This window comes from Aquabacterium sp. (assembly GCF_016195855.1).
GTDB lineage: Bacteria > Pseudomonadota > Gammaproteobacteria > Burkholderiales > Burkholderiaceae_C > Aquabacterium.
Genome location: NZ_JACPYU010000016.1, coordinates 527,086 through 548,499, shown reverse-complemented (window position 1 = coordinate 548,499; position 21,414 = coordinate 527,086). Strand labels below are relative to the sequence as shown.

Here is a 21,414-nt window from a genome sequence, read left to right as displayed (position 1 = left end):
CCATTCAAAACACACAGATCACCGAGGCGACAGCCGCACTGTAGCGAACGGCGGCTGTCTGAAAGATGAGCTGAACATTACAACATTGTCATGTTCTGGTAACTCGATTGTTGGGTGGGGTTGCGCATGATCGCGGCATTCCAAAACGGGAACCGTGAAAGACCGTGACATGCTGAGCAAGCGTAGACATGCCCAAGCCGCCTGGATGTTTGGTTTATTGATGGGGCTGACCTCGGGGCGCGGCGTGGTGGCGCAGACTATGACCCAGGCGCTGGATGCGGCTTGGGCACGCGCGCCTCAGGCCGTTGCCCTGAGCGCCAGGCAAGCTGAAGCACAGGCAGGCCTGGACCTTGCGCGAGGTTTGACGCCAGGGCCAGCATCCGTGTCGCTCAACCACTTGAACGACCGTCTCAACCAAAACACCGGGCGCCGTGAGTGGGAAGTAGAGTTGGCCACGCCCCTCTGGTTGCCAGGACAAAGGAGCGCGCGCGAATCCCTGGCAGAAAAGGCGGCGGTCGAACTGGATGCGAGGAACGCCAGCCTGAAGCTGCAACTGGCTGCCGAGGTGCGCGAAGCCTGGTGGCGGGTGGCTGCGGCACGTGATGCGGCAGCGCTGGCGCATCAGCGACTGGAAACCGCGCAGGCTTTGGAGGGTAGCGTGTTGCGCCGGTTCAAGACCGGCGATCTGGCCCGTGTGGATGCGAACCTGGTCAAGACCGAACGCCTGGCAGCCCAGGCCGAGGTGCTCGACGCCGACAGTGGCTTGCAGCAAGCGATGCAGGCCTATCGCACGCTCACGGGGGCGGACGCTCCAGTTGCACTTCCGGCTGAAACCGCACAGGCGCAGGACGTGGAAGCATCGCGCCTGTCATTGCATCCCCAATTGCGCGCCTTGCAGGCGATCGCCGAGGTGGCACAGAGTCGCCTGGCGCTGGTGGATGCCAGCCAGCGCGATGCGCCCGAGATTGCCGTGAGATGGACCAACCAACGCGGCGACGGCATGACGCCGTATGACCAGGCCGTGGGGGTGAAGCTGACCATCCCTCTGTCTTCTGGTGCCAGGGTGCGCCAGGATGGCGCTGCAGCGAGAGCAGAACTGGCGCAGGCTGAAGCGGAGTTGACCCTTGCTCAAACCCGCACGCAGCAAGAGGCGCTCAGAGCGCAAAGCGAGTTGGATCTGGCCCAGCGGCAGTTGGACATGGCGCGTGAGCGTCAGGCCTTGACCGCAGACAACTTGAACCTGGCGCAGCGCTCGTTCGAGTTGGGTGAGTCCGATCTGCCCACCCTGATGCGCGCCCGCGCTGCCTCCCATGAAGCGCAGGCCTGGTTCAAACGTCAAGAGACGGCCCACTCCCTGGCGCAGTCTCGACTTCTTCAAGCCCAAGGGGTATTGCCTTGAAAAGAACATTGATTGCCTGCGCGCTCGCATGTGGCGCGCTGACGGCGGGGGCCCATGGCGGCGAAGACCATGGCGAGGCTGCGGCTGCGCCGGTTCAAGTGGGGCAGGCGCCACGCGCTGTGGCTCAGACCGATGATTTCGAGTTGGTGATGGTGCTGACGGGCGCTCATGCGTCTGGCGAACCGGAACACGACCACCCCACTGTCCCGCCCGTGTTGACCTTGTACCTGGACCGCTTTGCCACCAACGCGCCCGTTGCCGGCGCCACCGTCGAGGTGGAAAGCGGGGCGTTCAAAGCCGTGGCCAAACAGGTGGAGGCGGGTGTGTACACCGTTGCAGGCCAGGTCTTTGCCAAGCCAGGGCGTTACCCGCTGACGGTGTCGGTGCAGACCGACGACGGGGCTGATTTGCTCGAAGCTTCGCTGCAATACGAGGCGCCAAAGGCTTCGGCATCTACTTCTTCGCCTGAATCGGCCCCTGTCTGGCGCAAGTTGGGAGGCTGGGCCGCCGGTTTGGCCCTGGTGCTGATCATCGCCGGATGGGCATGGCGCCGCCGCCCAGGCACCTCACCGATTGAAGGCTGAGCTTATGAAGATATCTTTCACTCAAGCTGCACTGGCCATCATGGTCGCCGCAGTGCTTTCGCCGATCGCACACGCCCATGGCGACGAAGACCACGGGGATGCCAAGCCCAAGGCCGTTGCCGTCGTTGGCGTGGTGTCGTCATCGGATGTCAGCGCACCTCAGCGCCAGCCTGATGGGAGCCTGTGGGTGCCCAAGGCTGTGCAGCATCGATTGGGCATCCAGACGCTGCTGGCGCAGGTTCAAAGCCATGCCGTGGCCGTTGAGTTGAACGGCCGCGTGCTGGCTGACCCGAATGCGGGCGGCCGTGTCCAGGCCACACAAGGTGGTCGCATCGAGCCCGGTCCTCAGGGCTTGCCGGTGTTGGGCCAATCAGTGGTCAAAGGTCAGGTGCTCGCGTTTTTGCGTCCCGCCACCAGCAGTCTGGACCGGGGCAATCAGCAGTCCGCGCTGGCCGATTTGGAGGCGCAATACGCTGTGGCCGAGCGCAAGCTGGCCCGCTATGAACAACTGGAAGGCGCGGTGCCGCAAAAGGACATCGAGGCCGCTAGGTATGAGCGCGATGCCCTCAAGAAGCGCCGCGCCGCCATCGGTGCCAGCGTGAGTGCCCCGGAGGCATTGTTGTCGCCCGTCAGTGGCACGGTGGTGTCATCCAGCGTGGTCATCGGCCAGGTGGTGGACGCCAAGGACGTGCTGTTTGAGGTGGTCAACCCCACACGCCTGGTGGTCGAGGCCTTGGCCTACGACGCGGCGCTCACCCAAGGGCTGAGCCAGGCCAGTGCCGCCATCCCTGGCGGGACGCTGGCCTTGCAGTTCATGGGCGGCGGGCGCCAGTTGCGCGATCAGGCCATGCCTTTGCTGTTTCGCGTGACCCAGGCCGATGCGCCCGTGGCCATCGGGCAGACGCTCAAGGTGACCGCCAAGACCGCACGGGCCGTGCAAGGCGTGGCCGTGCCGCAAGCCGCACTGAGCCGCAACGCTGCGGGTGACACGGTGGTCTGGCTGCACCAGACGCCTGAGCGCTTTGCCCCCAAGGTTGTGCGCACCCAGCCGCTGGATGCCCGCACCGTGGTGGTGACTTCGGGCCTGGGTGAGCACGATCGCATCGTGACCCAAGGTGCCAGCTTGCTGGCCCAAGTGCGCTGAGCGTCAACACACCAAGGGAACACCGTGTTCGATTTCCTCATTCACAGCAGCCTCAAGCAGCGGCTGATCGTTCTGGTCGTCTCCATGCTCCTGGTGCTCTACGGGGTGCTGACCGTGCGTCAGATGCCCGTGGATGTTTTCCCGGACCTGAACAAACCCACCGTCACCCTGATGACCGAAGCCGGTGGCATGGCCCCTGAAGAGGTCGAGCAGTTGGTGACCTTGCCGGTCGAGTCCAGCATGAACGGCATGCCTGGGGTGACCCGGGTGCGTTCGGTCTCGGGCATTGGCCTGTCCGTGGTCAACGTCGAGTTCGACTGGGGCACCGACATCTACCGCAATCGCCAGCAGGTCAGCGAGCGGCTGAACCTGGTGCGTGACCAGTTGCCACCCGGCATCGTGCCGCAGTTGGGCCCGATCTCTTCCATCATGGGCGAGATCATGCTGATCGCCTTGCCCGCCGACCCGGCGCAAGTGAGCCCGATGCAGGTGCGCGAATACGCCGACTGGGTGATGCGGCCCCGCTTGCTGACCATCCCTGGCGTGGCACAGGTTATCCCGATCGGTGGCGAGGTGCGGCAGTACCGGGTCGAGCTCAAGCCTGAGCAATTGATGGCCCTGGGCGTGGAGCGAGAAAAGCTGGCCACGGCCTTGCAGGACTTCGGCGCCAACACCAGTGGCGGCTTTCTGGAAGCCAACGGCCGCGAGTACCTGATCCGCCAGATCGGGCGAACCAGCCGCATCGAGGACCTGCAAAACCTGGTGGTGACAGTGCGCAACGGGCAGCCCATCCTGCTCAAACAACTGGCGGACGTCAAAGTGGCTGCGGCCACCAAGCGAGGCGATGCCAGCTACAACGGCAAGCCCGCCGTCATTCTTTCCGTGCAGAAGCAGCCCAGCGCCGATAGCGTGACCGTCACCCGGGCGGTGGAACAGGCCATGGGCGATCTGGCCAAAGCCCGCCCACATGGGCTGGCTACACCGCAGTTCCTGTTCAAGCAGGCGGACTTCATCGAGCACTCGGTGAACAACGTCGAAGAGGCTTTGCGCGATGGCGCCATCCTGGTGGCCGTTGTGCTGTTCCTCTTCCTGCTCAATGTGCGCACCACGGTGATCTCGCTGATGGCCATCCCGCTGTCTCTGCTGGTGACCGCGCTGGTGTTCCACTACATGGGCCTGTCGATCAACACCATGACCCTGGGAGGCCTGGCCATTGCGATTGGCGAGCTGGTGGACGACGCCGTGGTGGGTGTGGAGAACGTGCTGCGCCGCCTGAGGCTCAACCAGGCCTTGCCCACACCGCGCCCGGTGATCGAGGTCATCGCGCATGCCACGCTGGAGGTGCGCTCGGCCATCGTGTACGCCACGCTGATCATCGTGCTGGTGTTCGTGCCGCTGCTCGTTTTGCCTGGTATCGAAGGCCGGTTGTTCACGCCGCTGGGCATGGCCTACATCGTGTCCATCCTGGCCAGCATGATTGTGTCGGTCACGCTCACGCCCGTGATGGCTTACTACCTCTTGCCCAAGCTCAAGCTGGAGGGCCATGGCGACAGCCCCTTGGTGCGCTGGCTCAAGCGCGGCGACACCCGCTTGCTGAACTGGTCCTTCCAGCACAGCCGCGTGCTGCTGTCGATCGCAGCTGTGGCCGTGGTGCTGGCAGGCGCGTCCATGGCCTGGATGCCGCGTGCCTTCCTGCCACCGTTCAACGAGGGCACGCTCACCGTCAGTTTGCTGCTTAACCCGGGCACCTCGTTGGCCGAGTCCAATCGCATTGGCACCATGGCCGAGCAGATCATGGCCGGCGTGCCGGAAGTGACACAGGTAGGCCGCCGCACAGGCCGAGCGGAGTTGGACGAGCACGCTGAAGGGGTGCACTCCTCCGAGATGGATGTGGACCTCAAGCCTTCAGCCCGTTCGCGGGAAGAAATCATCGCGGACCTGCGCACCCGCCTGGCGGTGTTACCCGCCGTCAGTAACGTGGGGCAACCCATCTCCCATCGCCTGGACCACCTCCTGTCCGGCGTGCGCGCCCAGATTGCGCTGAAGATCTATGGTGATGACTTGGACACCTTGCGTGGCCTGGCGGGTGACATGCAGTCCCGGCTCAGTCGCATCCCAGGCATTACCGACCTGCAGATCGAAAAGCAGGTGCTGATCCCTCAGGTCAAGATTCGCATCGACTACGACCAGGCCGCGCGGCTGGGGGTGGCACCGGGTACCTTGCTGCGGTCCCTGCAGGAGATGATCGAGGGTGAGCGAATCACCCAGGTCGTGGAGGGCAACCGGCGCTTTGACCTGCTGGTGCGCTTGCCCGACAGCCAGCGCGGTGCGACCGACCTGGCCAACTTGCTGATCGAGACGCCCACCGGCCGGGTGCCACTGTCCCAACTGGCGCAGATCCAGGACGCCGACGGCCCCAACCAGATCAGCCGCGAGAACGCTCGCCGCCGCATCGTCATCTCGGCCAACACCGATGGCCGTGACTTGGCCGAGGTGGTCAAGGCCATCCGTGCGGAGATCGCATCCAAGCCTTTGCCTGAAGGCTACTTCACGGCGCTGGAAGGGCAGTTTCAGGCCCAGGAGCAAGCGGCCCAGCTCATGGCGCTGCTGGCAGCCATCTCGCTGGTGCTGATCTTCATGGTGCTGTACAGCCGCTACCGCTCGGTGGTGCTCACGGCCATCATCATGGGCAACATCCCACTGGCCCTGGTGGGCAGCGTGGTGGCTTTGTGGATCTCGGGGCAGGCCCTGTCAGTGGCGGCCCTGGTGGGCTTCATCACGCTGACCGGCATTGCCACACGCAACGGCATCCTCAAGATCAGTCACTACATCAACCTGTGCGCGCTGGAGGGCGAGCAGTTCGGTCAACCCATGATCGTGCGCGGCTCATTGGAGCGCCTCACGCCCGTGTTGATGACAGCCCTGGTGGCGGCGTTCGCGCTGGTGCCGCTGCTGATGTCGGCCAACGCACCCGGCAAAGAGGTGCTGCACCCTGTGGCTGTGGTGATCTTTGGCGGGCTGATCAGCTCGACGGTGCTGGACACCGTGCTCACCCCCTTGATGTTTTGGCTCTGGGGGCGCAAATCCCTGGCGCACCTGCTGAGCGCCCACTCGGGCGAGAGCTACTGACCGCGTTGAGGGCAACGCACTTTTGACCAAGCAAAGAAGGAAACTCATGATGAAAGCGATCAAAACCTTGACCCTGGCCTCGGGCTTGGCCTTGGGCCTTGCATTGGCCCCGTTGGCCCATGCGCACGACGATGCGTACCTGGACACGCTGACGGCGCCACATGGTGGCCAGTTGCGCATGGCAGGTAGCAGCCACTACGAGCTCGTGGTCGTCAAAGACAGCAAAGCGGCCAAAGACAACACCATCGTGGTCTATGTGACCGACCATGCTGGAACCAAAATCCCGACCGCTGGTGCGTCTGGCTCGGTCACGCTGCTGTCAGGCAAAACCAAGGTCAGCGCTGCGCTGGCGCCCGATGGCGACAACAAGCTGACGGGGCACGCGGTGTATGCCTCGCAGCCAGACTTGAAGGCTGTGGTCAAGATCAAGCTGGCCGGGCAAGACGAGCAGCAGGCGCGCTTCACGCCTTTGGCTCCTCGCGCAGACGATCACGAAAGTCACAAGCATTGACGTAGATCAATTTGTGAGCGTCATGTTTGCTCGGGGCCTGCAACATGACGAAATCGTAATGTTGCGGTAATCCGCAGGACAGTGCAGCGGCCTAAGCTCTTACCAACCACCCAAAGAGCATGTGGTGAAACCCAAGGATTGACGCAGATCTTCATTTTTTCAAGCTGACGAACAAGGAGCATGACATGCACACCCCCACGAAACTGATTTCCTCCCTGATGCTGGCTTTGGTCGCCATTGGTAACGCTTCGGCCCAAACCAAAGAAGAGGACCACAAGGCCCACCATCCCCAGGCTGCGGCCTCAGCAGTTGCACCGGTGCCATCCGCCGACATGGCCTCCAAGCCAGCCGGGATGGGCGGCATGGAGGGCATGCACGAGATGCACGACAAGCATCAAAAGGAGATGAAGAAGATCCACGGCACCAAGGACCCCGCCAAACGCCAGAAGCTCATGGACAAGCACATGAAAGAGATGCATGAGCACATGGACAAAAACGGCGGCATGGACAAGAGCGGCAATATGGGAATGATGGGCGCTCAAGGCATGGGAGCTTCTGCTCCTGGTGGCGACATGAAGCCGGGCATGGGCATGGGCTCCAAGATGGGTGCCAAGCCGATGCAGGACGCTGCAAGCAAGTAAGGCCGACGCGGCGTTGTGGTGGGGTGCCCGCCGCAACGTCTTCGCTTGTGCGCCCGTCAACCATCTGAACATCAGGAGTCGCTATGGACCATCAGCATGAACACGGCACGGGGCCTGAAGGCTCATCCGCATCGTTCTTCAAGAGCCCCGTGGGTGTCGCCGTGGCGATGCTGGCCTTGATCGCCGCTTTCTATGTCCTGCGTGAACACTGGCAACACGTGGCCGGTAGTTGGCCCTATCTGCTGCTGTTGGCATGCCCATTGATGCACGTCTTCCATGGACATGGCGGACATGGCGGGCACCACCACCACGAGCCAGGCAGTGCCCCGTCAGATCCAAACAAAAAAAATTGGTGAGCCCCATGGACCATCAACACGACCAGCAGCACGACTGCGAACCAGCCTCATTTTGGCGTTCACGCTATGGCGTGGGCTTGATCGTTCTGGGCAGTGTGGCGGGCTACTTCTTGTGGACCGAGCACCGCGCCCATCTGGCCGGTGCGCTGCCATTTGTGTTGCTGTTGGCTTGCCCCTTGATGCATGTGTTCATGCACCACGGACACGGTCATGGCCAACACGGCCCACATCAGCATGGCAGCACAGGTGAGCAAAACGATTCACCAGCGCCCAAAACTGGAGATCGGCCATGACGCATGACAACATGCCCGCTTACGGCCTGTGGGGGCTGGTGGCCCTCAATTCGGCCATCTTCATCGCCTTTGCCTTCAGCTTCTTCAAGCCGCAAACCACGAGGGATTGGCGCAGCTTCAGCGCGTTCTCGGCCTTCATCGTCGCCTTGTTTGTCGAGATGTATGGCTTTCCCCTGACCATCTATCTGCTGTCGGGGTGGTTGCAGGCGCGCTATCCCAAAGTCAACTTGCTGTCGCATGACGCGGGTCACCTGTGGTGGACGCTCACCGGTCAACATGGAGATCCCCACACAGACGGGGTTCACATGTTGAGCCTGGTCTTCATCGGCGGCGGCTTCTGGTTGCTGTCGGCCGCTTGGCGGGTGCTCTACCACGCACAGCGCCGTGGCTCGATGGCCAGCACAGGCCCTTACGGGCGCATCAGGCATCCGCAATACGTTGCTTTCGAGCTGATCATGTTTGGCTTCCTGCTTCAGTGGCCTACCGTACTGACCGTGCTGATGTTCCCGGTACTCACTGTGATGTACGTGCGCCTGTCTCTGACGGAGGAGAAGGACTCCGAACGCGCTTTTGGCTCGACCTGGCGCGACTATGCGGCGGTTACACCGCGCTTCCTGCCTCGCCTGCGCAGCCGCCTCGTAGGCTGATCAACAACAAGAAGAACTGGAATCACGATGACGTCCGAGCAACCCACCAGCAAAGAGCCCTCCGATCCCCATGCACACCATCACCACGGGGGGGACGCGGCTCACGGCCACGAGGGCCATCAACATGGTGAGCACGGTGAGCATCAGCACGGATCGGCGCACGAAGGCTGCGATCACGATCACGCTGCTGTGGCATCGGTTGCACCTGCGACGGCAAATCAGGCGTTGACCGATCCGGTGTGCGGCATGTCCGTCACGACGGCCTCACCGCACAAGCAGGAATACGCGGGCAGACCGTATTACTTTTGCAGCAGCAACTGCCTGGGTAAATTCAGCAAAGAGCCGCAGCGGTACATTGAGCCAAAGCCGAGTTCTGCGCAAGGCCATGCGCACCACCATGCGCCAACTGCGCCAGGTGCGCCGAGTGGCCCCGTCACCGCTGTAGCACCAGGCACGGTCTACACCTGCCCGATGCATCCCCAGATCCGCCAGGATCACCCCGGCAATTGCCCGATCTGTGGCATGAACCTGGAGCCCTTGCTGCCGACCGTGGGCGAAGAAGACAACCCCGAGTTGCGCTCGATGACGCAGCGCTTCTGGTTCTCGATGGTCTTGACCGTGCCTTTGCTGATGATGGCGATGCACGAGTTCTTCCCGTTTAATTTGGCTGCCTGGGTTGACGAGGTGGTCGATGGCTTGGCGACGCAGTTGGGCTGGCCGCACTTGCTCAAGGTCAGTTGGTCTCAATGTGTGCAAGCCTTGCTGGCCACACCTGTGGTGCTGTGGGCCGGTTGGCCCTTCTTTGCACGTGGTTGGCGCTCGTTCGTCACGTGGCAGCTCAACATGTTCAGCCTGATTGCGATTGGCATCGGGGCGGCCTACCTGTTCAGCGTCTATGCCATCTTGTTGCCCGAGTCGTTGCCTCAAGCCTTTTTGACCGAGCACGGCCTGCCGCTGTACTTTGAGGCTGCGGCTGTGATCGTGACCCTGGTCCTGCTGGGGCAGGTGCTGGAGTTGCGCGCTCGCTCGCGCACCAACTCCGCCATCAAGGATCTGCTGGGTCTGGCGGCCAACACGGCCATCCGCATCGGTGCAGATGGCGTGGAGGCCGAGGTGCCGCTGGAGCAAGTGGTGGTGGGTGACACCCTGCGGGTCAAGCCGGGTAGCAAGGTGCCGGTGGACGGGGTGGTGCTGGATGGCAAGTCCAGCATCGACGAGTCCATGATCACGGGCGAGCCCATTCCTGCCGAGAAGGTGCCGGGCAGCAAGGTCACGGGGGCCACGGTCAACCAGACTGGCTCGTTCACCATGCGGGCCGAGCGTGTCGGGTCTGAGACGCTGCTGGCCCGCATCGTTCAGATGGTGGCCGAAGCGGGGCGTTCACGTGCGCCCATCCAGAAGCTGGCCGATCAGGTCTCTGGCTGGTTTGTGCTGTCGGTGCTGGCCATTGCCCTGGTGGCCGCGCTGGTCTGGGCGGCATTCGGGCCTGCTCCTGCGCTGGCCAACGCGCTGCTGGTCGCTGTTTCGGTGTTGATCATTGCCTGCCCCTGTGCGCTGGGTCTGGCCACGCCCGTGTCCATCATCGTGGGTGTGGGGCGCGGGGCCAAAGAAGGCGTGCTCATCAAGGATGCCGAAGCCCTGGAGTTGATGGAAAAGGTCGATACCCTGGTGGTAGACAAGACTGGCACGCTCACCGAGGGCAAGCCCACGGTACAGACCGTGGTGGCCGCCGACGGGTTTGACAAACAGCAGGTGCTGGCCTGGGCTGCGAGCCTGGAAAAGCTCAGCGAACATCCCCTGGCCACCGCCATCGTGGGCCGCGCTCAAACCGATGGCGTGACGCTGTCGGCTGTGTCCGGCTTTGATGCGGTGACGGGGCAGGGCGTGCGCGGCGTCATTGACGGCCAAACCGTGTTGCTGGGCAACGCACGCTTGCTCGCATCCGCGCAGGTTGACACCTCGTCGGTTGACAAGGATGTGGAAGCCTTGCGCCTGCAAGGTCAGACCGTGATGTACCTGGCGGCAGGATCGAAGCTGGCGGGCTATGTGGGTGTGGCCGACGCCATCAAGGCGTCCACGGCGGAAGCGATTGCCATGCTCAAGGCCTCAGGCGTTCGCATTGTCATGCTCACGGGCGACAACCCAGTGACGGCCGCCGCCGTGGGCAAGCTCCTGGGGCTGGACGACGTCAAGGCGGGTGTGATGCCCGAAGACAAGTACAAGCACGTCAAGGCCTTGCAGGATCAAGGGCGCATTGTGGCCATGGCGGGCGATGGTGTGAACGACGCGCCTGCGCTGGCCCAGGCCAATGTCGGCATCGCCATGGGCACTGGCACCGATGTGGCCATGAGCAGCGCACGCATCGTGCTGGTCAAGGGCGACTTGCGCGGCATCGCCAAGGCGCGTGAATTGAGCCAGGCCACCATGCGCAACATCCGCCAGAACCTGTTCTTTGCCTTCATCTACAACTTCTTGGGCGTGCCGCTGGCCGCTGGCGTGCTGTATCCCTTCCTGGGCATCTTGCTCAGCCCCATCGTGGCCAGCGCGGCGATGGCACTGAGTTCGGTCTCTGTGATTGGCAATGCGCTTCGCCTGCGTTCGGCCAAGGTGTGAGACGCTGATGAGCGCCACCTTGAAACCCCGACAGTCCTCCAGGCTAGCAAAGGCTTCGGGAGTTGATCGCCAAGCTGTAGTGGTTGGAGAAGCCAAAGCCTTGACCAACATGGCCCATGCGCCCGACGCGCTTGCGACGGGCGAGCATCAAAGCCTGGCGGAGCAATTGTTTCGCTACCAGATCGACGTGGTTCAGCGCTCGATCCTGTTCATGGACACGCTGCGCCAGCGTGCCGACAACATGCTGGCCCACGAAGCGGCTGGGATGCCGCCCTTGCTGGATTTCGCGCACGAGGTGGTGCTGGACGCCAGACAGTTCGCTGTACCGGTGAACTACGCCTTGTTGCGCATCCTCCCCTCCAATGACGATGAGCCAACCAAGGTCTCGCCCGATCACCGGCCCATCCTGGTGGTGGACCCCCGTGCCGGTCATGGTCCTGGTATCGGCGGGTTCAAGCGCGACTCCGAAGTGGGCATGGCCTTGACCGATGGCCGGGCGGTTTATTTCGTAGTGTTTTTCCCCGAGCCTCGACCTGAGCAAACGCTGGCCGATGTCCACCACACCTTGCGCCGCTTCGTGGCAAAGGTGTGCGAGCTGCATGAGGGTGTGGCGCCGGCTCTGTACGGCAACTGCCAGGGTGGCTGGGCCGTGGCGCTGCTGGCCGCTGACTGCGAAGGCACCGCCGGGCCAGTGGTGATGAACGGCTCGCCACTGTCGTATTGGGCGGGGGCCTCTGACGTGAACCCCATGCGGCTGGCTGGGGCCTTTCTGGGCGGTGCCTGGTTGTCCCACTTCACATCGGACTTGGGCAATGGCCTTTTTGATGGCGCCTGGCTGGTGCAGAACTTCGAGAGCTTGAACCCGGCGCACTCGTATTTCACCAAGAACTACCAGTTGTTCTCTCAGGTGGACACGGAGCGTGAGCGCTTCCTGGATTTCGAGCGCTGGTGGAGCGGCTACTACTTCTTGAGCCGTGAAGAGATCAAGACCATCGTGGAGAACCTGTTCATCGGGGACCAGTTGGAACAAGGCCTGATGCGCATCTGCGAGCACTGTGTGGCCGACCTGCGCCGCATCCGTCACCCGGTGGTGATCTTTGCATCCAGCGCTGACAACATCACCCCGCCACATCAGGCGCTCAACTGGATTCCCGCTGTCTACCCCAGCACTCAGGCACTCAAGGATGCCGGGCAGCGTATCGTGTACCTGATCAATCGGCACGTGGGACACCTGGGCATCTTCGTGTCGGCCAGTGTCGCGCGTCATGAGCACCACGCGATCCTGCAGGAGTTGGAGCGCATCGAAACCCTGCCGCCCGGTCTTTACCAGATGGTCATTGACTCCGCTGATGAGTCAGAGGGGGCTCGCGGTGCGGCACGCGTGCATTACGAGGAGCGGCAGGTGGAGGATGTGCACTACGCCTACCCCAGGCAAGCCTTCGAGAAGGTGCGCCAGGTCTCGGAAATCAACGAGTCGGCCTATGCGAACTGGGTCAGCCCATGGGTGCGCACCTGGGCCAACCCTTGGGGTGCGGCCATCCAAAAGTGGATGCATCCCATGCGCGTGCAGCGCTATGCCTTTGCGACGGCGCTCAACCCATTGACCGCATCCCTCGCACCCTGGGCGGCCTGGGTCAAAGACAACAGACAGCCTGCTGAGCCCAGCAACGCATTCCTCAAAGCCCAGGTCCAAGCGGCCAAGGGCGTGGCCGATGTCATGGACAACGGGCGGCACCTGCGCGACGCCATGGGCGAGACCCTGTTCCAGCAGTACTTCTGCCAAGGCGTTCAAGACCTTTAACTCAACATTCCATTTGGAGCAATGACATGCGCAAGCTGATCGCCATCACGATGACCGCAGCGGCCCTGAGCCTGAGCGGTTGCGGCTACAACACCTTCCAAACCACCGACGAGCAGATCAAGGCAAGCTGGTCGGAGGTTGTGAACCAGTACCAGCGGCGAGCCGATCTGGTGCCCAACCTGGTCAACACGGTCAAGGGCGAGGCCAACTTCGAGCAGGGCACGCTGACCAAGGTGGTGGAGGCGCGTGCCAAGGCCACGTCCATCCAGGCCACGCCGGAGCTGGTCAACGACCCGCAAGCCTTCCAGAAATTCCAGCAGGCCCAAGGCGAGTTGTCTGGCGCCTTGTCTCGCTTGCTGGTGGTGACCGAGAACTACCCGACACTGCGCGCGAACCAGGGCTTTCGGGATTTGCAGGCTCAGCTGGAAGGCACGGAAAACCGCATCACCGTGGCGCGCAATCGCTACATCAAGTCGGTCCAGGACTACAACGTGACGGTGCGCACCTTCCCCTCGAACCTCACGGCCATGGTCATGGGCTACAAGGAAAAGCCCAACTTCGCCGTCGAGAACGAAAAGGAAATCTCCAAGCCGCCCGCTGTGGACTTTGGCGCTGCGGCCGGGGCGTCGAAGTGACACCCACCATGGCAAGGGCGCTGCTGCTTGCCATCTCGCTCTGGTGGTCGGCGCTGGCCGGTGCGCAAGTGCCCGTGCCGCCCCTGAGCGGGCGCGTGGTTGATCAAACCAGCACACTGAGCGCTGAGCAACAAGCCAGCTTGAGCCAAACGCTGCAAGCCTTTGAGACCCGAAAAGGCTCCCAATTGGCTGTGCTGATCGTGCCCACCACGGCGCCTGAGCCCATCGAGCAGTTCGCCTTGCGTGTGGCCGAGCAGTGGAAGATCGGGCGCAAGAAAGTGGACGATGGCGCCATCCTGGTGGTGGCCAAAGAAGACCGCACCTTGCGCATCGAGGTTGGCTACGGCCTGGAGGGCGCGCTCAACGACGCGACGTCCAAGCGCATCATCAGTGAGGTCATCGTGCCACGCTTCAAGCAACAGGATTTTGCGGGTGGCATCGCTGCGGGCGTCGATCAGATCATCCGCGTGGTCGATGGTGAACCTCTGCCTGCCCCCCAGGAGCGGCCCGACCAGGGGGCCAACGATGTGCAGCAGTTCGCACCCGTGGCGATCATCCTGGCGCTGGGCTTGGGCAGCATCTTGCGCGCCTGGCTGGGCCGCTTGCCCGGTGCCTTGGTCACAGGAGGCGTGGTGGCTGGGGTGACCTGGTTCATGGCGGGCGCATTGTCATTGGCCTTGGCAGCCGGGGTCATCTCACTGGTCTTCACGCTGGCTGGGGGCATGGGCTTGCTGGCGGCCATGGGCGGGCGCGGTCATCGAGGCTATGGCGGCGGCGGGGGCTTTGGAGGTGGTGGCGGTGGTTTCGGCGGCGGCGGTGCGTCAGGGAGATGGTGATGAGCAAACTCTCCAGGATCGTGTCGCACATGACGACCACACGCGGGTGTGTCCACCGGGCCTTTCCGCCCAAGTCCATGCACGCCATCGAGCAGGCGATCAAGGCAGCCGAAGTCGGCCATGCAGGCGAAATTCGCTTTGTGGTGGAAGGCGCACTCGATGGCTTACCTCTGCTGAGAGGTCAGTCCGCGCGTGAGCGGGCCATCGAGGTCTTCTCGCTGTTGGGCATCTGGGACACCGAGCACAACAGCGGTGTGCTGATCTACCTGTTGCTGGCCGATCGGCGCGTCGAAATCGTGGCCGATCGGGGCATCCATGCCCGCGTCGGACCAGGCGGTTGGGAGGCGCTGTGTCGGGACATGGAGGCTGCGTTTCGCAGCGACCAATACGAACAAGGCGCCATCACCTGCATTGGTGCGGTGGCGCAGCACCTTTCTCGGCATTTTCCTTCGCACGGACAACATGCCCACAATGAACTACCGGACGCGCCAGTGGTCCTGTGAGGACACGTTCAGTGTTGATTTGGCCATCATCCACAGCAGCATCCACCCTTGGCTTTGCCGGTGCTGCCACAGCCGCCAGATGGCTTGCCCTGCACAGGCAAGGCTGAGGTGGACAGCTTGGCCGGGTAGCCTGCCGCATTCAGGGCTGAGATGAGGGGCAGGCCATCGGTGGCCAAAGCACCGCTCACCTTGACGTGGCCGGACTGCAGGCTCACGTCCACGTGCTGCACGCCGCTCAGTGTCTGCAGTGCCTGAGTGACGTGCTTGACGCACGAGCCGCAACTCATGCCCTGGACTTCAAGATCGATGGTGTTCATGTTCAGGCTCCAATAGAAAGGGGAAAGGACGTTGTCCGGTAGATCAGCGGTAGCTTTGGTACACCGTGCTGCGGCCATCTGCTTGGACCAGCAACACATCATGGGGAACCAAACGGTTGCCATAGGCTGGACCATCCATGCCTGGCGACCCCACTGGCATGCCGGGCACCGTCAGGCCAACAGCACGGGGTTTTTCTTTCAGCAAGCGCTGGACATCGCGTGCAGGGACATGCCCCTCCAGCGCGTAGCCGCCGACGCTGGCCGTGTGGCAGGAGCCCAGCTTGTCGGGGATGCCCAGGCGCTTGCGCGCGCCGACGTTGCCTGTCTCATGCACTCGGACAACGAAGCCGGCTTTTTCCATGTGGGCAACCCAGTCCTTGCAGCACCCGCATTGGGGGTCTTTCCATACTTCGACGATCGGGCCATCAGGCTGGGCCCAGGCGCCCACTGTGGCGAGGACCAATGCGCCCACCAACCACTGGCGGCGTTGCAATCCGACAAATCTGTGCATGCTGGATCTCCTGTTTGCTGGCGGCTTCGAAGCTGCGGATGGACACTGCAGGCTCTTCGGGCAGCATCCACGCGTCAGCACATTTGCAGGATAGGCTCGCGTAGTTATCTGCAGCATGACGCTGACATTACATTTGCTTCATGCAGGACCAACTTCCAGAAACCTCCAATGTCCAGGGCGAATTAGGGCGCATGCAATTGGCATGGCTGGCTGCCGCCATCCTGGTGGTGTCCACGGGTTATGGGGCCTTGATGCCTTTGCTGCCGACCTGGCTGGCGCTGGCCAGGCCTGATGCTGCAGCCAGTGACATCGCCGACCATGTGGGGTTCATCACAGGGGTGTATGCGTTCGGAGTATTAATGGGGGCACCTTTTTGGGGACTGGTCTCTGACCGCGTGGGGCGCAAGCCGATCCTGATCATGGGCTTGGCGGGCTATGTGGCGAGCCTGCTCTTGTTGCTGGCGCCATCGTTGGCGGGGCTGTCGGGGTTGTATGCCTTGCGGTGCACCAGCGGTTTCTTTGTTGCGGCAGTCATTCCCGTGGTGTCTGCCTTGATCGCGGAGCACACTCGGCCATGGCAGCGTGCACGTCGCTTCGCCTGGCTCGGTGCCGTGTCGCTGATCGGATTCCTGTTTGGCCCGTGGTTGAACGCGGCGGCCGACTGGATCAGCCAGGGTGCCTTGCGCGGGATATCGGCGCCCCAGGTCGTGGTGGTGCTCTCGGCTTTGCTGGGTGCTGCGACGATGGCAGGGCAGATCTGGACCTTGCCTCATTCGCCCAAGACACCGCCATCGTCCAGGCCTGAGCATGTCAGTGACAAGGCCGAAGGCTTCGCTGCGCTGTGTGGGCTCGACACCTTGGTCATGTTTGCTTTGTCGGGGTTTGAGGTCGGCATCATGTTGCAAGGTCAGCAGCATCCCGATCTGAGCTCGCGCCAGGTGTCGATGATGTTTGCCGAATGCAGCCTGGTGATGCTGGGCGTCAATGCCGTGCTGTTTTTCTCTGAACTGCTGGAGCGGACCCCGCCGCGCAAACTCATCTGCGTCGGGCTGTTGCTGGCCATCACCGGTTTGGCCTTGCTTGCCTGGCATCGGGCCGAGGCCTGGATGTACCTGGGCGTCAGCCTGACCTCGGCTGGCACAGGCCTGGTGCTGCCCGTGATCGCCTATGTCGCGGCGGGCGCCGAGCGTGACAGGCTGGGTGTCACGATGGGGGGGCTGGCCGCCGCCAGCAGCGTGGGCCAGATCGTGGGTTCGGCTGTCGGTGGATGGCTGTTCGGTGTTGCTGCCCAGCACAGCTATGGTTGGCTGACGGCGCCATTGGTGGCGATACTGGCGTTGGTGCTGCTGCGCCCAGCCTTGTGGGCGCGCCAACCATCCCCGCAGCTACAACCATAGCCACCTGCTTGATCACATGCATGACACCCTGACCGTCCTGATCGACCATTGGAAGAGCGATCCGCACAGCACCTACAACACCTGGTTTCTGTGGGAGGAGCGGCTCAAGAACTTCCGCTCGATCCGCCGAGGCATCGGACAGGTGGTTCGCGACATCGATGCAGGTACTTTCGGCAATGCCTACCGAGGCTCGTCTCTGGAGACGGTGGTGGGCTCAGTGGCCGAACAGCGCCAGATTTTCAAGGGGGCTGACCACGCCTTCCTGTGGAAACCCAAGCTGCGCATTCCCGACATCTATGAAAACGCGGCCAACCAAAAGGCCTTTGCCCGTTTGCTCGACGCCTGTGATTGCTGTGACACGATCGAATCGATCATCGAGGCGATTCAGCGCATCGATGCACTGCAGATCAAAGGCCTGGGGCCTGCTGTGGCCAACCTCCTGTACTTCATTCACCCCACGCTGGTTTCACCCTTCAACACCGCGATTGTCCGAGGCTACAACGCGGTGACGGGGGCCAATGTCAAACTTGGGCGATGGGACCATTACCTGTCCATGCGAGAGGGCTTGGTTCGGATCAACCAGGCGCACCGTCAACAACTGTCCAATGACCTGGGTGCGCTGGCCGGTTTGATGTTCGATGTGGGCAATGGACGGTATGCCGCGCCGCCCAGGTTGGATGACCCGGATGCCATGTCGCAATCCAGAGCACTTTGGGAAGCCGATCTCAACAAGGTTCGCGAGGAATCGTCCGCTGCGCAAAAGCAGTGGCTGCGTGATGCGGAAAGCGATGCCACCCACACCGACATCCAGGGACGATTGAGGGACCTGGGTCTGGCCTTGGGCTTTGATGTCTGGATCGCCTCCAATGACCGCGGCCGCACCTACGGCGGCGGGCGCCTGGGCGATGGCTGCCTGGCCGATCTGCCCGTGAACGTCAGCACGCGAGGTGATGCGGTTCGCCTCATTGACGTGATCTGGCTGGAGAAGGGGGCCGCCAGCGTGGCGGCGGCTTTTGAGGTGGAGCACTCCACGTCCATCTACTCGGGGATCGTGCGCATGCTGGATCTGGCCCTGGGGAGTGATGTGGGGGCATCCAGTGTCCTGTTTCTTGTCGCTCCCGACAGCCGACGCGACGAAGTCAAACAACAGTTGGCCAGACCTGCGTTCAGCCGAGTATCCGAGTTGGGGATCCGCTACCTGCCGTACGGTGAGTTGCAGAAGCACCGAGATGCCATTGCCCGATTCGGTTCGGGGATCAAGCCGATCATCGACATCTCGCAGAGGCTGTAGCACGTGGTCGATTGATGATCACGTCGGTTGCACAGCTTTGCTGTGCCGAAAGCTTTTGAGCCAATCGTTGAGCGCGTAGATTTGGATGACCGTGTTGACCGCTTGCAGTCCCATCAGTCCGTACTGATGCAGATCGACATAGACGAACATCAAACTGATGTTGCCAACGATCCAGCAGGCATATCCCGCGGGATTTTTCTTGGCAATGAGAAGCTGGCCGGACAGGCCCATGAGGATGATGAGGGGTTGCAGCCAATCCATGCGGGTCTCCAAAGCATGGGCCGATTCTGGGTTTTCCTCTGATTGAGAGTGGGGGGATCAACGTGCGAAAGACGTGTGGTCTTACATGTCATTTTGGTCATGGTCCGGTCATGAGCGTGGCGAACGCTCGTTGAGCAGTGACTACATTGCAAAAATGTAATTTGCGGGTCAGGTTGCTGTGATCCTGGCTGCATAGGATGCAGTCTCAAGGTAATGCCTTGCTGGTTGATGCTGGCGGGTGTGCCGTTGAGGTGGCGTGTGCTGAGCCAAGCCACAAAGCGAAGCGCTCATGCCTCGGTATTCGGAGAATCATCATGAAACGCCTTTCCGTCATTTTTGCAAGCCTGCTTGTTAGTTTGTGCTCTGTGGGGGCATGGGCCCGCCCTGACCATGAGCCACCCAAGCGTCACGCCGAGCGCGACACATCTGCCATCGCTGAAAACTTTCGCATTGGCGTTGACCGAACCATCACGGTTGAGCCAGGTGCGACTCGGTGGGTGAATGTCCGGCGGGCGGAGGTGATTCGGTTCGTTGTGAAGCCCGCTGGTGGCACACCTGATGAATTCATTCGTCGCATGGACGTTTTGTCAAACCAGCCCTATCCGCTGTCGAAGTTGGCACCAGAAGGGTTGGCGTCAGGTCTTGCCAACGTGATGGTGTACGTGGCACCGGATCGCCTTTCCCGGCGTTGAGTTAGATGCGGTCAACTTTTACGAGGGCTGTCATGTTTTTGAATTCTCGTGCGGCAATGAAATCAGCCGTTTGTGCGCTGATGTTTGCCTCATTGGCAACAGCATCAGTCGGGGCCATTGCGCAATCCCAATCACAGGCCATAGCCAATGACATGGAGAGGGCAAGGCTTCAACAGGCTGATCCTGCCAACACATTGGCGAGCGTGCCCATGGTTGTCTATCGCTCTGCACTGGCTGGCGTGCGTCGTCTGGCGAGCCCAGAAGTCAACGATTGGAGGCAAAGCAACGCGATGGTCAACAAAAACTCAGGCGGCAGAGCACCAGAGTCCGGTGGCTATGCTCGTCCGGACCAAGTAACAGGTGGCGCGATGACGCCGTCGGAGGCGCCTCATCAAGGGCATCGGGGAAAGTGAACATGCGGATGAATCTTTTGCTGTCTTCGCGCACTGGCGCCTTGTTGCTGTCTGCCAGTGTCGTCGTGCTGGGTGGGTGCTCGACGTTTGAGCCTGATGGCGGCTTTGCACCGGTTCAGCGCGAGACGCAGTTGAGAACAGGGCTCAAAGCGCAGTGGCTCAGAAGTGACGCCGAGCAAACCAGTGCGCGTCAGGAGGTTTCCGCGCTGTTGTCCAAGACGTTATCTGTAGACGATGCGGTGCAGGTGGCTTTGCTCAACAACAGGGGCTTGCAAGCCGCCTATGCTGAACTGGGGGTGTCTGAAGCCGATTTGGTCCAGGCGTCTCGACTGCCCAACCCCAGCATTTCATTTGGTCGCCTACGACGAGGTGATGAGGTCGAGTTTGATCATGGTCTGCAGTTCAATCTGGCTAGGATGTTGACTGCACCGCTGGTCTCCGGGATTGAGGCCAGGCGGTTTGAACAAACGCGCCGAATCGCAACCCTGGAGACCTTGAGCTTGGTCTTTGAAACACGCAAGGCGTGGTTCAACGCTGTGGCTGCCAAGGAGGCGGTGCGATATGCGCAGCAGGTTTTGCAGTCAGCAGAGATCGGTGAAGAGTTGGCGTCTCGCATGGCCGCTGCAGGCAATTGGAGCAAACTGGATCACGCACGGGAGCAGGGGTTCTATGCTGACGCAGCGCTGGGTCTTGCCCGAACAACGCAAGCTGAGCTCAATGCACGCGAGAAGTTGACCCGCTTGATGGGTGTGTGGGGTGAACAGCTGAGTTTCAACTTGCCTGATCGCTTGCCCGAGCTGCCCAAAATGCCGACCGATCAGCCTGACGTCGAACAGGTCGGCATGGCTCAGCGCCTGGACGTGCAGGCAATGAAGGCCCAAAGCGAAGGCCTGGCGCGCAACCTGGGGCTGAGCAAAGTCACACGCTTTTTGAACGTGCTGGAGTTGGGCGCGGTCAGCAACACGTCCAACGCGGCGCTGACGCAACGTGGCTACGTTGTCAGCCTAGAGGTGCCCTTGTTTGACTGGGGCAGTGCGCGAACGGCAAAGGCCGAAGCGATGTACATGCAATCGGTTGACCGCCTGTCGCAGACGGCTGTCAATGCCCGCTCTGAGATCCGGCAGTCCTATGCGGCCTATCGGTCTAGCTATGACATCGCACGTCACTACAAGGATGAGGTCGTACCCAATCGCAAGCGGGTTTCGGAAGAAAACCAGCTTCGCTACAACGGCATGTTCATTGGTGTTTTTGATCTGCTGGCGGATGCCCGCTCGCAGGTGATGGCCGTCAACGGCTACATCGATGCATTAAGGGATTTCTGGTTGGCTCAAAGTGACATGCAGTTGGCGCTGGTTGGGCCTCCGCCTTTGAGCAGCTCGGCAGCAAGCGTGTCATCGACCGCGGCAAGTAATTGAACAGATCAAGATTTGACGGAGTACA

Annotated in this window: 23 protein-coding genes; 20 read left to right on the top strand and 3 right to left on the bottom strand. The window is 61.9% G+C overall.

The features are described 5' to 3' along the window. Positions 1-169: 169 nt before the first annotated feature. The 15 genes from HY019_RS15845 to HY019_RS15775 all read left to right on the top strand — a co-directional run bounded on the left by HY019_RS15845 (position 170) and on the right by HY019_RS15775 (position 15,092). The gene (locus HY019_RS15845) at positions 170-1,399 is read left to right on the top strand and encodes a TolC family protein (RefSeq protein ID WP_152606315.1); all 1,230 of its coding nucleotides are present in this window, start codon (positions 170-172) and stop codon (positions 1,397-1,399) included. After that, positions 1,396-1,983 carry a hypothetical protein gene (locus HY019_RS15840; protein ID WP_152606316.1) on the top strand — a complete coding sequence of 196 codons (588 nt, stop codon included), beginning with the start codon at positions 1,396-1,398 and terminating at the stop codon, positions 1,981-1,983. The genes HY019_RS15845 and HY019_RS15840 overlap by 4 nt, the downstream gene beginning before the upstream one ends. A gap of 4 nt (positions 1,984-1,987) precedes the next feature. Continuing rightward, the gene (locus HY019_RS15835) at positions 1,988-3,127 is read left to right on the top strand and encodes an HlyD family efflux transporter periplasmic adaptor subunit (RefSeq protein ID WP_290694016.1); all 1,140 of its coding nucleotides are present in this window, start codon (positions 1,988-1,990) and stop codon (positions 3,125-3,127) included. A 24-nt stretch (positions 3,128-3,151) separates the two neighbouring features. Continuing rightward, on the top strand, positions 3,152-6,256 hold the full coding sequence (locus HY019_RS15830; protein ID WP_290694015.1) for an efflux RND transporter permease subunit: 3,105 nt from the start codon (positions 3,152-3,154) through the stop codon (positions 6,254-6,256). A gap of 49 nt (positions 6,257-6,305) precedes the next feature. Continuing rightward, on the top strand, positions 6,306-6,767 hold the full coding sequence (locus tag HY019_RS15825; RefSeq protein ID WP_290694013.1) for a hypothetical protein: 462 nt from the start codon (positions 6,306-6,308) through the stop codon (positions 6,765-6,767). A gap of 185 nt (positions 6,768-6,952) precedes the next feature. Further along, positions 6,953-7,408, top strand: a complete 456-nt coding sequence (locus HY019_RS15820; RefSeq protein ID WP_052161994.1) for a hypothetical protein — start codon at positions 6,953-6,955, stop codon at positions 7,406-7,408. 167 nt (positions 7,409-7,575) lie between these two features. Then, positions 7,576-7,764: a DUF2933 domain-containing protein gene (locus tag HY019_RS15815; protein ID WP_035040569.1), complete on the top strand. Its 189-nt coding sequence runs from the start codon at positions 7,576-7,578 to the stop codon at positions 7,762-7,764. Positions 7,765-7,769: 5 nt separating this feature from the next. Next, complete coding sequence (locus tag HY019_RS15810; RefSeq protein WP_081960924.1) at positions 7,770-8,057, top strand: DUF2933 domain-containing protein; 288 nt, start codon at positions 7,770-7,772, stop codon at positions 8,055-8,057. Continuing rightward, positions 8,054-8,704, top strand: coding sequence for an isoprenylcysteine carboxylmethyltransferase family protein (locus HY019_RS15805; RefSeq protein ID WP_035033993.1), 651 nt, complete (start codon positions 8,054-8,056; stop codon positions 8,702-8,704). Before HY019_RS15810 ends, HY019_RS15805 begins: the two co-directional genes overlap by 4 nt. A 70-nt stretch (positions 8,705-8,774) precedes the next feature. Further along, on the top strand, positions 8,775-8,933 hold the full coding sequence (locus HY019_RS15800) for a hypothetical protein (RefSeq protein ID WP_235333803.1): 159 nt from the start codon (positions 8,775-8,777) through the stop codon (positions 8,931-8,933). Beyond that, complete coding sequence (locus HY019_RS15795) at positions 8,894-11,317, top strand: heavy metal translocating P-type ATPase (RefSeq protein ID WP_290694255.1); 2,424 nt, start codon at positions 8,894-8,896, stop codon at positions 11,315-11,317. The genes HY019_RS15800 and HY019_RS15795 overlap by 40 nt, the downstream gene beginning before the upstream one ends. Before the next feature lie 109 nt (positions 11,318-11,426). Further along, positions 11,427-13,118 carry a DUF3141 domain-containing protein gene (locus HY019_RS15790; protein ID WP_235334006.1) on the top strand — a complete coding sequence of 564 codons (1,692 nt, stop codon included), beginning with the start codon at positions 11,427-11,429 and terminating at the stop codon, positions 13,116-13,118. 26 nt (positions 13,119-13,144) lie between these two features. After that, positions 13,145-13,753 carry a LemA family protein gene (locus HY019_RS15785; protein WP_035033996.1) on the top strand — a complete coding sequence of 203 codons (609 nt, stop codon included), beginning with the start codon at positions 13,145-13,147 and terminating at the stop codon, positions 13,751-13,753. 8 nt (positions 13,754-13,761) lie between these two features. Then, positions 13,762-14,589, top strand: a complete 828-nt coding sequence (locus tag HY019_RS15780) for a YgcG family protein (protein ID WP_052162846.1) — start codon at positions 13,762-13,764, stop codon at positions 14,587-14,589. After that, complete coding sequence (locus HY019_RS15775; RefSeq protein WP_235333805.1) at positions 14,589-15,092, top strand: TPM domain-containing protein; 504 nt, start codon at positions 14,589-14,591, stop codon at positions 15,090-15,092. Before HY019_RS15780 ends, HY019_RS15775 begins: the two co-directional genes overlap by 1 nt. Before the next feature lie 26 nt (positions 15,093-15,118). Here the strand turns inward: HY019_RS15775 and HY019_RS15770 are convergent, their stop codons facing one another. Both HY019_RS15770 and HY019_RS15765 read right to left on the bottom strand, forming a co-directional pair. Then, the gene (locus HY019_RS15770) at positions 15,119-15,409 is read right to left on the bottom strand and encodes a heavy metal-associated domain-containing protein (RefSeq protein ID WP_035034001.1); all 291 of its coding nucleotides are present in this window, start codon (positions 15,407-15,409) and stop codon (positions 15,119-15,121) included. Between the two features lie 43 nt (positions 15,410-15,452). Beyond that, the gene (locus tag HY019_RS15765; RefSeq protein ID WP_290693993.1) at positions 15,453-15,920 is read right to left on the bottom strand and encodes a DUF411 domain-containing protein; all 468 of its coding nucleotides are present in this window, start codon (positions 15,918-15,920) and stop codon (positions 15,453-15,455) included. 191 nt (positions 15,921-16,111) lie between these two features. On the opposite strand from HY019_RS15765, the gene HY019_RS15760 reads away from it, so the two are divergent. Beyond that, positions 16,112-17,317, top strand: a complete 1,206-nt coding sequence (locus tag HY019_RS15760) for an MFS transporter (protein ID WP_290693989.1) — start codon at positions 16,112-16,114, stop codon at positions 17,315-17,317. Positions 17,318-17,333: 16 nt separating this feature from the next. Continuing rightward, a complete protein-coding gene (locus tag HY019_RS15755) occupies positions 17,334-18,608 on the top strand; it encodes a type II restriction endonuclease (RefSeq protein ID WP_290693987.1) in 1,275 nt (424 codons plus the stop codon). Between the two features lie 18 nt (positions 18,609-18,626). Here HY019_RS15755 and HY019_RS15750 read toward each other — a convergent pair whose 3' ends face one another. Further along, complete coding sequence (locus HY019_RS15750; protein ID WP_290693984.1) at positions 18,627-18,869, bottom strand: nicotinamide mononucleotide transporter; 243 nt, start codon at positions 18,867-18,869, stop codon at positions 18,627-18,629. 314 nt (positions 18,870-19,183) lie between these two features. Between HY019_RS15750 and HY019_RS15745 the strand changes: the two genes are divergently transcribed. Genes HY019_RS15745 through HY019_RS15735 form a run of 3 tightly spaced genes read left to right on the top strand, consistent with a single transcriptional unit; the run spans position 19,184 to position 21,389 of the window. Beyond that, the gene (locus HY019_RS15745) at positions 19,184-19,561 is read left to right on the top strand and encodes a CzcE family metal-binding protein (RefSeq protein ID WP_290693979.1); all 378 of its coding nucleotides are present in this window, start codon (positions 19,184-19,186) and stop codon (positions 19,559-19,561) included. 32 nt (positions 19,562-19,593) lie between these two features. Continuing rightward, entirely contained in the window at positions 19,594-19,974 is a 381-nt protein-coding gene (locus HY019_RS15740; RefSeq protein ID WP_290693976.1) for a hypothetical protein, read from the top strand. 8 nt (positions 19,975-19,982) lie between these two features. Beyond that, positions 19,983-21,389 (top strand): TolC family protein, encoded by a 1,407-nt coding sequence (locus tag HY019_RS15735; protein ID WP_290693972.1) that lies wholly within the window; start codon positions 19,983-19,985, stop codon positions 21,387-21,389. Positions 21,390-21,414 lie beyond the last annotated feature (25 nt).